The sequence below is a fragment of the Stenotrophomonas sp. YJH_SMC_19 genome (assembly GCF_059367915.1).
Window position 1 is genome coordinate 402,683 of the sequence record NZ_JCAFRI010000001.1, and the last position, 15,467, is coordinate 418,149.

A 15,467-nucleotide genomic window follows, 5' to 3' on the forward strand; every position below is an offset into this window, starting at 1 on the left:
ACGCGTTGTAGGTCCGCACCGTCGTTGCCGGCGGGCGGGCGCGGCCCCTCCCTCAAGGTGCCTTGGCCCCATGGTAGACGCGGGGCTGTCGGCTGCGTCCAGCTGCATACGTATTCATGGCGCCACGCGGTAGCACGCCTGCCGCACTGGCTTATGGTCCGGGTCTGCCAACGGCGCCTTGGGAGGGGAACTGCCGATGTCACCCACTGCTGTACGCGCGGCAATCGCGCACCTGCTCGGTCTGGCCCTGCTGGCCTGGGCCACGCTGGCACAGGCCACGCCACAGGTGGCCAGCGTCGAGTCACCGGGCAAGATACTCAAGGTCAGTCTCGTGCTGGACGGCGGCACCGCCCGCTATCGCGTCGAGCGTTTCGACGAGCCCGTGGTGGAGGATTCGAAGCTCGGCTTTACCCTGCGCGACGGTCGCCTGGACCGCGATTTCGCCCTGCTTGGCCAGCAGCGGCGCAGCGTCGATGACCGCTGGGAGCAGCCGTGGGGCGAGCGCCGGCTCACCCGCAACCACTTCAACGAGCTGACCGTACAGCTGGCCGAAACCACCGGCAGCAAGCGGCGGCTGGACGTGGTGTTCCGCGTCTACGACGATGGCGTTGGCTTCCGCTATGTGTTCCCCGAGCAGCCGAACCTGCACGAAGCGATCATCGATGACGAGCTGACCGAGTTCGCCATCGCGCAGGATTCCACCGCCTGGTGGATTCCCGCCGGCGAACCGATCCACTACGAATACCTGTACCAGCGCACGCCGCTGCGCGAGGTGCCGCTGGTGCATACGCCGATGACCCTGCGCGGCCGCGATGGCCTGCATGTGGCCATTCACGAGGCCGCGCTGGTGGACTACGCCGGCATGTGGCTGCGGCGAACCGAGGGACAACGCCTGCGCGCGCAGCTGTCACCCTCGGCCGAAGGCTGGAAGGTGCGCCGTGCCCTGCCCTTCGCCACGCCCTGGCGCACGCTGCAGATTGCCGACCGCGCCGGCGGCCTGGTCGAATCGGACCTGATCCTCAACCTCAACGAGCCCAATGCGCTGGGCGACGTGAGCTGGGTGAAGCCGGCCAAGTACGTGGGCGTGTGGTGGTCGATGCACCTAGACAACGAGAGCTGGGCCACCGGGCCGAAGCACGCGGCCACCACCGCCAAGACGAAGAAGGTGATCGATTTTGCCGCCGCGCATGGCTTCCGCGGCGTGCTGGTGGAGGGCTGGAACCCGGGCTGGGACGGCATGTGGGTGGGCAACGGCTACGACTTCGATTTCACCCGGGCCACGCCCGATTTCGACATTGAAGCGCTGTCGGCATATGGCCTGAAAAAGGGTGTGCACCTGATCGGCCACCATGAAACCGGCTGCGCCATCGAGCACTACGAGGATCAGCTGGGCGCCGCGCTGGACCTGTACGCACGGCTGGGCGTGGACCAGTTCAAGACCGGCTACGTCTGCGACGATGGCCAGGTCGACCGCCGCAATCCCACGGGGGGCCCGCTGTGGCGCGAGTGGCACGACGGGCAGTTCATGGCCCGCCATCACCTGAAGGTGGTGCAGGAGGCTGCGCGCCGGCACCTGTCGGTGAACCCGCATGAGCCGATCAAGGACACCGGCCTGCGCCGCACCTACCCCAACTGGATCTCGCGCGAAGGCGCGCGCGGCATGGAGTACAACGCCTGGGGCCAGCCGCCGAACCCGCCGGAGCACGAGGCCAACCTGGTGTTCACCCGCATGCTGGCCGGGCCGATGGATTACACCCCCGGCATCCTCAGCCTGAAGGGCCGCCACGGCCAGGCCATCCCCAGCACGTTGGCCCGCCAGCTGGCGCTGTACGTGGTGCTGTACAGCCCGATCCAGATGGCCGCGGACCTGCCCGAACACTACCTGCAGCACCGCGAGGCGTTCCGTTTCATCGAGGACGTGGCGGTGGACTGGGAGCAGAGCCGCGTGCTCGATGGCGAGGTGGGCGACTACGTGACGATCGTGCGCCGCGACCGCAACAGCCGCGACTGGTTCCTCGGCAGCATCACGGATGAACACGGACGCGTGCTGCCGGTATCGCTGGGCTTCCTGGAGCCGGGCGTGCGCTATCGCGCCGAGATCTACCGTGATGGTGAAGGCGCTGATTTCCGCAGCAACCCGTTCGCGTTCGCACGCGAAACCCGCGAGGTGACCAGTGCCGATGCACTGACGCTGGTGCTGGCACCGGGCGGTGGGCAGGCCATTCGCTTCACGCCGCTGTGAATGCCCCGGTAGTGCCGGCCGCTGGCCGGCACCACCGCAAGCAGGATCTGAAAGCGATTACACCCCTGCAAACGCCATTGAATACGTATGCAGGGTGATTCCCGCGAAGAATGCGCTGCCTACCATAGCGGCGACGACAGCGGCCACCGCGTCGCACGTTCACGGCACCGCCGGAACGCTCACAAATCGATCTGCAACATTGCCTGGGAGGGGAAAATGTTGAACCACAAGCACAGTGCGCTGAGTCTCGCGCTGGCCGTTGTGCTGGCGCCGACGCTGGCGTCGGCACAGTCCACGCAGAGCACCACCACGCCGGCCGCCACCGCCGCCACCAACCTGGATACGGTGCAGGTCACCGGCATCCGCCGCGGCATCGAGAACGCGATCGCGGTCAAGCAGGACGCCACCTCGGTGGTCGAGGCGATTTCCGCCGAAGACATCGGCAAGCTGCCCGACGTCAGCATCGCCGAATCCATCTCGCGCCTGCCCGGCCTGGCCGCCCAGCGCGTGGCCGGCCGTGCGCAGGTGATCAGCGTGCGCGGCCTGTCGCCGGACTTCGCCACCACCCTGCTCAATGGCCGTGAAGTGGTCAGCACCGGCGACAACCGCGGTGTCGAGTTCGACCAGTACCCGTCCGAGCTGGTCAACGGCGTGACCGTCTACAAGACCCCGGACGCGGCGCTGGTCGGCCAGGGCCTGTCGGGCACCATCGACATGCAGACTGCACGCCCGCTCAGCTTTGGCGAGCGCGTGATCGCGGTCAGCGGCCGCTACCAGAAGAGTTCGCTGGGCCGCGCCGCCAACGTCGATCCGTACGGCAACCGCTTCAGCGCCAGCTACATCGACCAGTTCCTGGACAAGACCCTGGGCATTGCCATCGGCTACGCGCACAGCGACATGCCGATCCAGGAGAACCAGGTCGGCCTGTACGAACCGTGGACCACCGAACACACCGACAAGGGCGAGCGCCCGGGCGTGGGCGCCGGCACCTACTTCTCCGATGGCATCAAGGCGCTGCGCCGCACCGGCAACAACAAGCGCGACGGCGTGATGGCCACGATCCAGTTCCGGCCGAACAACAGCTGGACCAGCACCTTCGATGCGTTCCACACCGAAGCCGAGCAGATCGACACCGCCAACCAGTTCGAGCTGAACCTCAGCAACTACAACGGCAACTACACCCCGGGCCTGCTGGTCAGCAACCCGCAGATCAACGCCAACGGCTCGTTCACCGGCGGCACCGCCAGCGGCGTGTATCCGCTGGTGCGCGGCATGTACAACAAGCGCAAGGACAAGATCGATGCGTTCGGCTGGAACAACGAGTTCAACTTCGGCGGCGTCAAGCTGGTCGCCGACCTGAACTACTCCAAGGCCACGCGCGCTGAGCTGAACCTGGAAAACAACCTGCAGCTGACCCCGATGCCGCAGCTGGACACGGTCGGCGTGTCGATCCGTCAGAACGGCTTCTCGCAGATCAGCCCGGGCCTGAACTACTCCAATCCCGACGCGCTGTTCCTGACCAACACCATCTACGGTTCCGGCTACGGCAAGGTGCCGCAGGTGGAAGACCGCCTGAAGGGCGGCAAGCTGGCCGCGACGATTGCGCTGCCCGAGGCCATTGCCTCGTGGGCGCCAGACCTCGACATCGGCGTGAACTATGCCGACCGCCGCAAGGTGAAGACCCAGTCCGAAGGCAACATCCTGCTCGGTGCACAGGGTGATGCCAACATCGCCTCGGACCTGCAGTACCGCCCGGTCGACCTGAGCTTCGCCGGCCTCGGCACCATCCCGGCCTGGAACGTGCCGGCCGCGGTCGGTCGCTACATGACCTTCAACCCGGTCGACAACCTGGACTACCTGATTCCCAAGTCGTGGACGGTGCAGGAAAAGATCACCACCGCGTGGGCGCGCCTGAACATCAACACCGACATCGGCGTGGTCGGCGTGCGCGGCAACATCGGCGTGCAGATGCAGCACACCGACCAGAGCTCGGATTCGCGCTACTGGGACAGCTCGCAGCCGGCCGGCAGCAACATCCAGCCGTACTCCGCAGGCCGCAAGTACAACGACTGGCTGCCGAGCTTGAACCTGGCCTTCATGTTCCCGCACCAGCAGACGCTGCGCTTTGCCGCCGCCAAGCAGGTCGCACGCCCGCGCGTGGACCAGATGCGTGCCGGCCTCGAATTCGGCGTGGACACCGGCACCGGCCGCCCCGGCGGCAGTGGCGGCAATCCGCTGCTGGACCCATGGCGTGCCACCGCGCTGGATCTGTCCTATGAGAAGTACTTCGGCGAGAAGGCTTACGTGGCCGCCGCGATCTTCTACAAGGACCTGAAGAGCTACGTCTACACCCAGTCGGTGGACAACTACGACTTCACCGCGCTGCTGGGCAGCTACGTACCGCCGCCGGGCATGACCGCACCGGTGCTGACCACCGGCACCTTCTCCGCACCGCAGAACGGCAAGGGCGGCACGCTGAAGGGCCTGGAGCTGACCGCATCGTTCCCGCTGGACATGCTGACCGACAGCCTGCGTGGCTTCGGCGTGCAGGCCAGCGCGACCTTCAACAAGAGCGACATCACCATCCTGGATCCGGAAAGCGCGTCCAGCGTGGGCAGTGACCCGATCAGCCTGCCGGGTCTGTCCAAGCGCGTGTACAACTTCACCGCCTATTACGAGCGCAGCGGCTTTGAGGCACGCGTGAGCCAGCGCCGACGTTCGGACTTCATCGGTGAGATCGGCAATTTCAACGGCAATCGCAGCCTGCGCTACGTGGTGGGCGAAAACGTGACCGATGCGCAGGTCAGCTACACCTTCAGCGACAGCAGCGCCCTGCGGGGGCTGACCCTGCTGCTGCAGGGCAGCAACCTGACCAACGAGCCGTACCGCACCTACGCCGGCAGCAAGGACCGCCCGCTGGAGTACATCGAATGGGGCCGCACCTACATGCTGGGCGTGAACTACAAGTTCTGACCACGACCGGGTAGTGCCGGCCGCTGGCCGGCAACACAAGGGGAGCAGGACCGGAAACCCGCTGCGCAGGCAGCGGGTTTTCTTTTGCGTGGATGCCCTTCACCGCAATCCCACCCACAAAAAAGGGACGGGGCGCTTCGGCCCCGTCCCCGCAAGTACCGCCACCGGAGAAAACGGTCAGCTGCGTCGGGCGCAATACACCGCGCGCGGCGGCAGCTGGAGTTCATTGCCCTGCACCGTGCCCGCATCCGGGCCCGGCACCGCCACCTGCTGCCAGTTGCCCGGCGGCAGCGGATGGCTCACCGCTTCGGCCGACAGGTTGAAGGCCAGCAGGAGGGTTTCATCTGCAAGCATACGCTCGAACAGCAGCACTGGCTCGGCGCTTTCAATGAACCGGATGCTGCCATGCAGGAGCGCCGGCTGGCTACGCCGCCAGGCCAGGAAGGCGCGGAACGCCGCCAGGACCGAGTGCGGGTCGCGCTCCTGCACGGCCACCGCCGCCGCCCGGTGCTCGGCCGGGATCGGCAGCCAGGGCGTGCCGGAGGTAAAGCCAGCCAGCGGAGCGTCGGTCCACGGCAGCGGGGTGCGGCAACCGTCGCGGCCCTTGAAATTCGGCCAGAAGGTGATGCCATACGGGTCCTGCAGCGCCTCAAACGGCACCTCGGCCTCGGCCAGGCCCAGCTCCTCGCCCTGGTACAGGCACACCGAGCCGCGCAGCGAGCACAGCATCGCCACCAGCATCCGCGCCAGGCGCGGATCGGCCGGATAGCCGCCCCAGCGGCTGACCGCGCGTTCCACATCGTGATTCGAAACCGCCCAGCACGGCCAGCCTTCGGTCATCGCCGCTTCCAGCCGGGAGACTGTGTCGCGGATGTAGGCCACGCTGTAGTCGTCCACCAGCAGCTCGAAGCTGTAGCCCATGTGCAGGCGCCCGTCCTGGGTGTACTCGGCGGTGGTGGCCAGCGAGTCTTCCGACGAGATCTCGCCCAGGCTCACCGCGCCCGGATACTCATCCAGCAGCGCGCGCAGCTGCTCCAGGAATGGCAGGTTCTCCGGTTGGGTGTTGTTGTAGAAGTGGTACTGGTAGGCGTACGGGTTGTCCGGACTGAAGCCGCGGCCCACGCGCTTGTCCGCCGGCTTGGGCGGGTTATCGCGCAGCTGCGCGTCGTGGAAGCAGAAGTTGATCGCATCCAGGCGGAAGCCGTCCACGCCGCGGTCCAGCCAGAACCGCACATTGTCCAGGGTGGCCTGCTGCACGTCCGGGTTGTGGAAGTTCAGGTCCGGCTGGTCGACCAGGAAGTTGTGCAGGTAGTACTGCTCACGGCGCGGTTCCCACTGCCAGGCGCCGCCGCCGAACAGCGACAGCCAGTTGTTGGGCGGGGTGCCGTCCTCGCGCGGGTCGGCCCAGACGTACCAGTCGGCCTTCGGATTACTGCGGTCCTGGCGGCTCTCGCGGAACCAGGCGTGCTCGATCGAGGTATGGCTCAACACCTGGTCGATCATCACCTTCAGGCCCAGGTCGTGCGCCTTGGCCAGTAGACGGTCGAAGTCGTCCAGGCTGCCGAACAGCGGGTCGACGTCGCGATAGTCGGCGATGTCGTAGCCGAAGTCGGCCATCGGCGACTTGAAGAACGGCGAGATCCAGATCGCGTCCACGCCCAGCGCGGCAATATGGTCCAGGCGCTGGATGATGCCCGGCAGGTCGCCCACGCCATCGCCGTTGGCATCGAGGTAGCTGCGCGGGTAGATCTGGTAGATGACGGCTCCGCGCCACCATGGATAGTGCGACATCGACAGCCCCCCTCCGGGCATGCGGGACCCGCCAGAAGCGGGCCGAAATCCTGTTCCGGCAAGCTTAGCGGCGGCCTCGCGGGCATGGCGCAACCTGCATACGTATTCACGCAGGCGGCAGCGTTTGCGGGGCCGGGAACGCCGGCCAGCCCGGTTTGCGCCCGAATTCACGGCCAGCGCCTATAATCGGTGGTGAGCCTGAAAGCCTGATCGCATGACCATCACCGAAGACACCCGTCCCGCCCTGGGCCTGCCCCAGATCCAGTCGCTTGCCGCGGCCGACATGGCCGCCGTCGACGCCCTGATCCGGCGCCGGCTGTCTTCGGACGTCGTGCTGATCAACCAGATTGCCGACCACATCATTTCCGCCGGCGGCAAGCGCCTGCGCCCGATGCTGGTGATGCTGGCCGGCCACGCGGTCGGCCAGGCCGGTCCGGAGCACCACCAGCTGGCGGCGATCATCGAGTTCATCCATACCTCCACCCTGCTGCACGATGACGTGGTGGACGAATCCAGCCTGCGCCGTGGCCGCAGCACCGCCAACGCGCTGTGGGGCAACGCGCCCAGCGTGCTGGTCGGCGACTTCCTGTACTCGCGCAGCTTCCAGCTGATGGTCGAGCTGGAGCGCATGCCGGTGATGCAGATCCTGGCCGACGCCACCAACCGCATCGCCGAGGGTGAAGTGCTGCAGCTGCTGCACGTGCACAACCCGGATACCGACGAAGCCGCCTACCTGCGTGTGATCGAGCGCAAGACCGCGGTTCTGTTCGCCGCCGGCACCCGCCTGGGTGCGCTGGCCAGCGGCGTGGACGAAGCCACCCAGCAGGCCCTGTTCGACTACGGCATGCATCTGGGCTACGCGTTCCAGATCGCCGACGACGTGCTGGACTACTCGGCCAATGCCGAGGAACTGGGCAAGAACCTGGGCGACGACCTCGCCGAGGGCAAGGCCACGCTGCCGCTGATCCACGCGATGGCCCACTCCGACGACGCCACCCGCGAGCGCCTGCGCACCATCGTGCAGGACGGCGACGCTTCGGCGATGCCGGAAGTGCTGGCCGCGATCCGTGCTACCGGCGGCCTGGAGTACAGCCGCGCGCGTGCCGAGGAATATGCCGAAGCCGCCGAGCGCGCGCTCGATGGCCTGGGCGACAACGATGCCGTGGCGGCCCTGCGTGGCCTGGCGCGTTACGCGGTGCAGCGTTCGCATTGATGGGTTGAGGTATGCCGACCAACGGTCGGCACCCACCCACCGGCATTCCGGTGGGTGCCGACCGTTGGTCGGCACGGAAACGCTCGCATTGACCGCATCCGGTAGCGCCGGCCGCTGGCCGGCATTCCCGATGACATCCGCAGCATCATGAGGTTGCCGGCCAGCGGCCGGCACTACCGCTGCGCGGATCAACGTTTCTCGAAGCGCTCCTCGAAGAACTCATCCAGCGCCTTCCACGCGCGCTTGGCCGCCCGCTCGTTGTACTGGCACCCCGGCGGGCTGTTGGCATCGCGCTCGGCGAAGCAGTGCACCGCCCCGCTGTAATTGGTGAACTCCCAGTCGACCTTGGCCGCGTTCATTTCCCTCTGGAAACCGGCGATATCCTCGGCGGTCACGCTCCTGTCGTCGGCACCGTTGAGCACCAGCACCGACGGGTGACTGCCACCGGCCTGCGCCGGCAGCGGTGAACCCAGCCCGCCGTGCAGGCTGACCACACCGGCCAACGGCGCACCTGCACGGGCCAGCTCCAGCACCGTGGTGCCGCCAAAGCAGAAGCCCACCGCACCGATCCGGCTGGCATCGAGCGGCACCTTGCCGGCCTGCGCCTTGAGCACGTTCACCGCTTCCAGCGCACGTGCCCGCAGCAACGGCCGGTCGTTGCGCAGCTTGGTCGCCACCGGCCCGGCCTCGGCATCGGTCTTCGGCCGCACGCCCTTGCCGTACACATCGGCCACCAGCACCACGTAATCATCGCCCGCCAGCTGCTTGGCCTTCTCGATGGCCGACTCGTTCACACCCTTCCAGTTCGGCACCATCACCAGGCCCGGGCGCTTGTCGTTGTCGCCGTCGTCATAGACCAGCACGCCACTGAAGGTCGTGCCCTGGTGTTTCCACTCCACCGGCTGCGTCTTCATCGCCGCCCACGCCGGCATCGCCGCCAGCCCCAGCATCACCGCCACACCGCATCGCCAACGATTCATGCGCCTGCTCCGCAAGAAAAAGGGGACGGAGGGGATTAAGCCGTATTCGCCCCTCCCGCGTCGCATTCTGCATTGGCGACGTGACGCAGGTGTGGTTGGATACGACTTAATCCCCTCCGTCCCCTTTTTCGCATGAACCTTGTTGACCGCTTTCTGTCTGGCCTGATCCCACGCCTGCCTGCCGACGATGCCCCGCAATGGGCTCACGTCCAGGGCGCCAGCGCACAAGACCTGCAGCGCCTGCGCATGCAATGGCCGCAGGTGCCTGACAGCCTGGTGGAACTGTTGTCCCGCGTCGATGGCACCCATTTCCGCGAGTACCCCGGCGGCGGGGTCTGCGTGCTGATGCTCGGCTCGGACGTGGAAGACGGGGGCTACCCGTACTACCTGCGTTCGGTCGCGCAGATCTTCGAGGACCAGCAGCAATGGGACGACAGCATCCGTTCGATCTACGAAGAGTGGCTGGATGACGAGCCGGAGATTCTGGGTGAAGGCATCGACGCGGATCTGCCGATGAACCGCCGCCTGTGCTTCTCGCACTGCATGAACAACGGCGGCACGTCGATGCTTTACCTGGATTTCAACCCCGCACCGGGCGGCACGGTCGGCCAGGTGGTGCGCTACCTGCACGACCCGGACAGCTATGCGGTGATCGCCCCCAGCTTCGATGCGTATCTGCAGCAATTGATCGACGGCGGCTACGCGTTCATCGACGAGGAGCAGTAGATCCACGCCATGCGTGGATGAATTTCTCCGGAGGGTTGCCGGCCAGAATCCCGTTGGGGTCAGAGCCCTTTCCTGCGGAAAGGGATCCGACCCCTCAGGCGATGCCCAACCCCGGAATCGCGCTGATGCTGTCCGGGTCGAATCCGGCCAGCTCGGCGAAATGACGGCCACGCGCCACGTAATCGCGGTACGCACCAAAGCTCGGCGCACCCGGGGACAGCAGCACCACCCCGCCCTGCGCACCCAGCGCGGCGCGTGCCAACGCCATCGCTTCGGGCAGGTCACCGGCCGCATGCAGACCGAAGCGACCGGCATCGGCCAGCGGCTGCAGCATGGCGTGGATGCGCGGGCCGTTGCTGCCCATGGTCACGATCTCCACCGGCGGCACGTCGTGCGCCATGTGCTGCATGAAATCGGTCCAGTCCAGGCCACGGTCGTGCCCGCCCACCAGCAGCGCAATGCGCTGGCCGGCGAAGCACTCCAGCGCAGCCAGGCTGGCATGCGGCGTGGTGCTGATCGAATCGTTGACGTAGGTCAGGCCATCGGCCACGCCGATGCGCTGCAGGCGGTTGGGCAGCGGACGGAAGTCCTGCACCGCCGGCGCCAGCGCCACGGCATCCAGCCCCAGCGCTTCCAGCGCGGCCAGCACCGCGCACAGGTTGCCGCGGTTGTGGCGGCCCGGCAGCGGCGTGTTGCGGGTATCGAACACCGGCTGTTCGCCGCGATGCACGATGTCACCGCGCATGTGCCAGCCCTGCGGCTGGTTGAACCAGACCACCTCGCTGTCGGGCAGCGACAGCGCGGCCAGGTGCGGATCGGCGGCATTGAGCACGGCGATGCGCGGTGCGGCTTCAGTCACCAGCCGCAGCTTGTCTTCGATGTAACGCTGTTCGCTGCCGTGCCAGTCCAGATGCTCCGGGAACAGGTTCAGCACCACCGCCACCTGCGGGCGGGCGCCACTGCGTGCCACTTCGCCGGTCTGGTAGCTGGACAGTTCCACCGCCCAGTACTCGGGCGCGGGCTGCGGATCCAGCACTTCCAGCAGCGGCAGGCCGATGTTGCCCACCAGGCCGGTGCGATGGCCGGCGGCACGCAGCAGGTGCGCAACCAGCGCGGTGGTGGTGCTCTTGCCCTTGGTACCGGTCACGCACACGGTGTCGTGCACGATGCCATCGTCGGCCGCGTGTTCGGCGAACCACAGCGCGGTGCCACCAATGAAGCGGGTGCCCTGCCCTTCCGCCGCCAACGCGATTGGCTGGTAAGGGCTGATGCCGGGAGACTTGATCACCACGTCAAACGCGGCCAGCGCTTCAGCAGAAGGCTCGCCACGCACGTCCAGCACGCCCTGCGTTTCCGCACGCGCGGCCTCGACTTCAGCCGCCGGGCAGAACAGGCTCAGCGGCAGCGTGGGCAGGCGCTCACGCAGCACCGCAAACGCGGCGCGGCCCTCACGGCCCCAGCCCCACAGCGCAACGCGCTTTCCTTCAAGCTTCGAAATCTTCACGCACCCGTTCCCACAGCGCAGCCGGAACGCGGTGCTCGCCCTGCAGCTGCAGCAGCGGTGCCAGTTCCAGTTCGGCGGCATCCAGCTGCGGCTGGATCTCGTTGCAGAAGCGCTTCACCAGCACGTCTTCCTTCCACTCCGGGCGTTGCGCCAGGGTCGCCATCGCCGCACGCGATTCGCGGCCTTCGCCCACGCACTCGAACGGCTTGTGGTCCTGGAATTCCAGCAGCGCATCGAAGCCACCGGCCTGCTCGGCATCGTCCAGCAGGTTGCGGCCGAAGATACGCACCAGGCGCGTCTTGGGCATGAACGGGGCCAGCGCCAGGAACACGAAGTGGCACTTCGGGCAGACGCCGCACCAGCGGTTCACCGGGCGCTCGCCGAGGATGTGGAAGTTGCGGTTGCAGCTGGAGAAATGCGCGTCGTAGAAGTCACTCTTGGCGAACTGGCGGGCCACCGCCAGCTCGGACATCGGGCGCAGCAGCGAGTAGTACTGCAGGTCCGCCGCCACGTACTTCTGCACATGGCTGCCGAACGCCTGCTCGCAGGCCCAGCCCTTGGACCACTGATGATTCACTTCGCCGGTGCCCGGAATCTGGCTGCCGTAGCTGGCCGAGCGCTCGTTGGAGAACACCACCTGGTCCACGCCGTGCAGCAACGCGGCCAGCACCATGATCGCCGAGTTCACCACCGTCACCGGGATATGGCCGTTCCATGCGCCCTGGCGATTCAACTCGAACAGTTCAGGTGCCAGCGTGCGGCCCAGGTTCAATGTCGGCAGGCCGGTGCGCTCGGCGCACGCACGGATCAGCTGCGAGCCACCGATCCAGGTCACGGTTTCGTCCACGCCGGCACGGCGCAGCGCTTCGATGCTGACCAGCGAATCCTTGCCGCCGCCGATGGCCACCAGCGCGTGCGGCTGCAGGCCCAGCGACGGCGCCTGCACGGCCTCGCCCTGCACCGGCAACCGGAAGCGGCCGCGCAGGTTCAGGCCATTGCGGTAGGCGAATTCGCCCAGGCCGTTGAGGTAAATGGTCTCCACCAGTGCGGCGGTATCGGCATCGATGCTGTAGCTGTCGATGCTGACCGTCTCCGGCACGCCCGCCTTGTAGTAGCTGACACCGGCGATCAGGTGCAGCAGCTGCAGCGCACGCTGCACGGCGGCGGCACGCGCCTCGTCCAGCACGAACGGGGCGCCCGGCACGGTGATGGTCTCCACCATCTCCGGGCCGTCATCAAAGGCATAGACCAGCCTGGCCACGCCGGTCTCCGCGGCGAATTCGCAGCGGACGAAGCGGAAGCGGGAAACCTGGTGTTTGTCGAAAGCAGTCATGGTGTATCCGGTCAGGCACGGGCCCGCGCGATGGCGCGCGGCGTGTCGGTGGGCGGGTGCAGGGCGCGCGCGGCGATCATTCGATCACGTCTTCGCGCGGCAGCATCCGCTGGTTGTAGGTGTTGGCCATCGAATAGCCGTAGGCGCCGGCATCGGCGATCAGCATCACGTCGTCCGGCGCGGTCGACACCGGCAGCTTGCGGCGCTTGCCGAACACGTCGCTGGACTCGCAGATCGGGCCGACCACATCGAACGCCGCCTCGGCATACCCACCCTGGCGGCTGAGGTTCTCGATGTCGTGCCAGGCGTCGTACAGGGCCGGGCGCATCAATGCATTCATGCCGGCATCCAAGCCGACGCGGCGCACGCCGTCCTTTTCCACCACCTGGGTGGCGTGGGTCAGCAGCACGCCGGATTCGGCCACCAGGTAGCGGCCCGGCTCGATCGCCAGGCGGAACGCCGGATGCAGCGCCTTGACCTCAGCCAGGCCCTCGGCCCAGGCATCCAGATCGAACGGCTCGTCCTCGGCGGAATACGGAATCGGCAGGCCGCCGCCGATGTCGATGGTCTGCACGCTGCCGATGCGGCGGGCGAAACCGGCCAGCTCATCGCACATCAGGCGCCAGTGCTGCGCGGTCTCCACGCCGCTGCCCAGGTGCGCGTGCAGGCCGACCACGCGGCTGCCCAGATCAGTGGCTGCGCGCACGAACTCATCGACACGGGCGATCGGCAGGCCGAACTTGGACTCCTTGCCACCGGTACGGACCTTGGCGTGGTGGCCCTCGCCACGGCCCAGGTCAACGCGCAGCCACAGCTCGCGGTTGCGGAACAGGTCCGGCCAGCGCTGCAGTGCCTCGACGTTGTCGACCGTCACGGTCACGCCCAGCGCGAATGCGGCTTCGTACTCGCTGCGCGGGCAGAAGCTGGGAGTGAACAGCACGCGCTTGGGCGACAGTTCCGGCAGGTGCTGGAACACGTGCTTCAGTTCGCCATGCGACACGCACTCCAGGCCGAAGCCTTCGGCTTCCAGCAGCTGCAGGATGGCCGGGTGGCTGTTGGCCTTGATCGCGTAGTAGCGCTGGTCGATCGGCTTGATCGCGGCCAGCGCGCGGGCGCGGGCGCGCACGGTCGGCAGATGGTAGACGTAGCGCGGCGTACCGGCATCGGCCAGCTGCAGCAGGTGCGCACGCTGGCCGCGCCACCACGGCGTGCCACGCGGGCGCACGGTGCCGGCGATCTCGCGCCAGCGCGGGCCGAACACTTCGGTCTCTTCCACCGGCATCGCGCCGCTGTCGATCAGCTCGGCGTGCAGCACCGGCAGCAGGCCATCGGCATCGGCCTCGTCGATGACGAAGGTCAGGTTCAGGTCATTGGACGACTGCGAGATCATGTGCACGCGCTCGCGGCCGAAGGTCGCCCACACGTCCGACAGCTTGTGCAGCAGCGAACGCATGCCACGGCCAACCAGAGTGATCGCCGCACACGGCACGATCACCTTCACCTTGCAGATCTGCGACAGGTCGGCCGACAGCGCGGCCAGCACATCGGTGTTGACCAGGTTCTCGGACGGATCCAGCGACACGGTGACGTTGGTTTCGGCCGAACCGATCAGGTCCACCGACAGGCCGTGCTTCTTGAACAGATTGAACACATCGGCCAGGAAGCCGACCTGCTGCCACATGCCGATGCCTTCCATCGACACCAGCACGATGCCGTTGCGGCGGCTGATCGCCTTCACCCCTGGTACCGGCGCGGCGCTGCCGTCGATGCTGGTGCCGGGCAGTTCCGGGCGCTCGGTATCGAGGATGGCCATCGGTACGCCGGCATCGCGGCACGGCTTGATCGAGCGCGGGTGCAGCACCTTGGCGCCGGTGGTGGCGATTTCCTGCGCCTCGTAATAGTCCAGGCGGGTCAGCAGGCGCGCGTCCGGCACATCCTTCGGATTGGCGCTGAACATGCCCGGCACATCGGTCCAGATCTCCACGCGGCTGGCACCCAGCAACGCGCCGAAGTACGCCGCCGAGGTATCCGAGCCGCCGCGGCCGAGGATGGCGGTACCGCCATCGGCATGCCGCGAGATGAAGCCCTGGGTGATCAGCAGGCGGGTCGGCTGCGCGCGGAAGCGCTGCATCCATTCCGCGTCGGCACGCCACTGGCAGTTCACCGACAGGCGCTGCGACCAGTCGCTCTGGTTCGGCTGCGGCGGCATCGCGTCCAGCCACTGGCGGGCATCCATCCAGCCCATGTCCAGGCCCGACGCGCGCAGGTAGGCCGCACCCAGAGTGGAGGACAGCAGCTCGCCCTGGCCCAGCACTTCGGCCTGCCAGTCGAGCGGACGGGTGGCTGCACGCACGTCGTCGAGCAGGCCCTGCAGCGCGGCGAGGCGATCGGTCAGCACCTCGCGGCCCAGGCCGAGTTCAACCAGGAAGGCCTCGTGGCGTTCGACCAGCGCCGCCACGCGGTCCCGGCTGTCGGGCGCGCCATCGGCGATCGCGGTCAGTTCGTTGGTGACCCCGGACAGCGCCGACACCACCACCAGCACGCGCGAGCCGGTCTCTTCCGCGCGTTTTTTCGCCAGCTTCCCGATCGTGTCCCAGCGGTGACGACGCGACACCGAGGTGCCGCCGAACTTCAGTACGATCCAACGATCGACAAGGGGGGAAGCTGACATGGATTGGCTATGTAGAATGTGGGGAAGCCGCCCT

Annotated in this window: 9 protein-coding genes; 4 read left to right on the forward strand and 5 right to left on the reverse strand. The window is 67.2% G+C overall.

The window, feature by feature from the left end; translation table 11 throughout:
* The first annotated feature begins 190 nt into the window (after positions 1-190).
* Positions 191-2,242, forward strand: a complete 2,052-nt coding sequence (locus tag AC5P5R_RS01810; RefSeq protein ID WP_099524223.1) for a glycoside hydrolase family 97 protein — start codon at positions 191-193, stop codon at positions 2,240-2,242.
* A 216-nt stretch (positions 2,243-2,458) separates the two neighbouring features.
* Positions 2,459-5,215 carry a TonB-dependent receptor gene (locus tag AC5P5R_RS01815; RefSeq protein WP_162292021.1) on the forward strand — a complete coding sequence of 919 codons (2,757 nt, stop codon included), beginning with the start codon at positions 2,459-2,461 and terminating at the stop codon, positions 5,213-5,215.
* A 177-nt stretch (positions 5,216-5,392) separates the two neighbouring features.
* On the opposite strand, the gene AC5P5R_RS01820 is transcribed toward AC5P5R_RS01815, so the two are convergent.
* Complete coding sequence (locus AC5P5R_RS01820) at positions 5,393-7,006, reverse strand: alpha-glucosidase (RefSeq protein ID WP_044569629.1); 1,614 nt, start codon at positions 7,004-7,006, stop codon at positions 5,393-5,395.
* Between the two features lie 214 nt (positions 7,007-7,220).
* On the opposite strand from AC5P5R_RS01820, the gene AC5P5R_RS01825 reads away from it, so the two are divergent.
* Entirely contained in the window at positions 7,221-8,219 is a 999-nt protein-coding gene (locus AC5P5R_RS01825) for a polyprenyl synthetase family protein (protein ID WP_005408451.1), read from the forward strand.
* Positions 8,220-8,407: 188 nt separating this feature from the next.
* Here AC5P5R_RS01825 and AC5P5R_RS01830 read toward each other — a convergent pair whose 3' ends face one another.
* Entirely contained in the window at positions 8,408-9,199 is a 792-nt protein-coding gene (locus tag AC5P5R_RS01830; protein WP_100437970.1) for a dienelactone hydrolase family protein, read from the reverse strand.
* Positions 9,200-9,331: 132 nt separating this feature from the next.
* Between AC5P5R_RS01830 and AC5P5R_RS01835 the strand changes: the two genes are divergently transcribed.
* Positions 9,332-9,925: an SMI1/KNR4 family protein gene (locus AC5P5R_RS01835; protein ID WP_043034176.1), complete on the forward strand. Its 594-nt coding sequence runs from the start codon at positions 9,332-9,334 to the stop codon at positions 9,923-9,925.
* A gap of 94 nt (positions 9,926-10,019) precedes the next feature.
* Here the strand turns inward: AC5P5R_RS01835 and murD are convergent, their stop codons facing one another.
* The 3 genes from murD to AC5P5R_RS01850 all read right to left on the reverse strand — a co-directional run bounded on the left by murD (position 10,020) and on the right by AC5P5R_RS01850 (position 15,433).
* Positions 10,020-11,429 (reverse strand): UDP-N-acetylmuramoyl-L-alanine--D-glutamate ligase, encoded by a 1,410-nt coding sequence (gene murD / locus AC5P5R_RS01840; RefSeq protein ID WP_043034177.1) that lies wholly within the window; start codon positions 11,427-11,429, stop codon positions 10,020-10,022.
* Positions 11,410-12,762 carry a UDP-N-acetyl-alpha-D-muramoyl-L-alanyl-L-glutamate epimerase gene (gene murL / locus AC5P5R_RS01845; protein WP_043034178.1) on the reverse strand — a complete coding sequence of 451 codons (1,353 nt, stop codon included), beginning with the start codon at positions 12,760-12,762 and terminating at the stop codon, positions 11,410-11,412. Before murL ends, murD begins: the two co-directional genes overlap by 20 nt.
* Positions 12,763-12,838: 76 nt before the next feature.
* Positions 12,839-15,433 carry a bifunctional aspartate kinase/diaminopimelate decarboxylase gene (locus AC5P5R_RS01850; RefSeq protein ID WP_043034179.1) on the reverse strand — a complete coding sequence of 865 codons (2,595 nt, stop codon included), beginning with the start codon at positions 15,431-15,433 and terminating at the stop codon, positions 12,839-12,841.
* Positions 15,434-15,467: the final 34 nt, after the last annotated feature.

Excerpts from the sequence above, each read along its gene's own strand:
- AC5P5R_RS01820 (WP_044569629.1), bottom strand. The coding sequence starts at position 7,006 with ATGTCGCACTATCCATGGTGGCGCGGAGCCGTCATCTACCAGATCTAC.
- AC5P5R_RS01825 (WP_005408451.1), top strand. The coding sequence starts at position 7,221 with ATGACCATCACCGAAGACACCCGTCCCGCCCTGGGCCTGCCCCAGATC.
- AC5P5R_RS01850 (WP_043034179.1), bottom strand. The coding sequence starts at position 15,433 with ATGTCAGCTTCCCCCCTTGTCGATCGTTGGATCGTACTGAAGTTCGGC.
- AC5P5R_RS01830 (WP_100437970.1), bottom strand. The coding sequence starts at position 9,199 with ATGAATCGTTGGCGATGCGGTGTGGCGGTGATGCTGGGGCTGGCGGCG.
- AC5P5R_RS01815 (WP_162292021.1), top strand. The coding sequence starts at position 2,459 with ATGTTGAACCACAAGCACAGTGCGCTGAGTCTCGCGCTGGCCGTTGTG.
- murL (WP_043034178.1), bottom strand. The coding sequence starts at position 12,762 with ATGACTGCTTTCGACAAACACCAGGTTTCCCGCTTCCGCTTCGTCCGC.
- AC5P5R_RS01835 (WP_043034176.1), top strand. The coding sequence starts at position 9,332 with ATGAACCTTGTTGACCGCTTTCTGTCTGGCCTGATCCCACGCCTGCCT.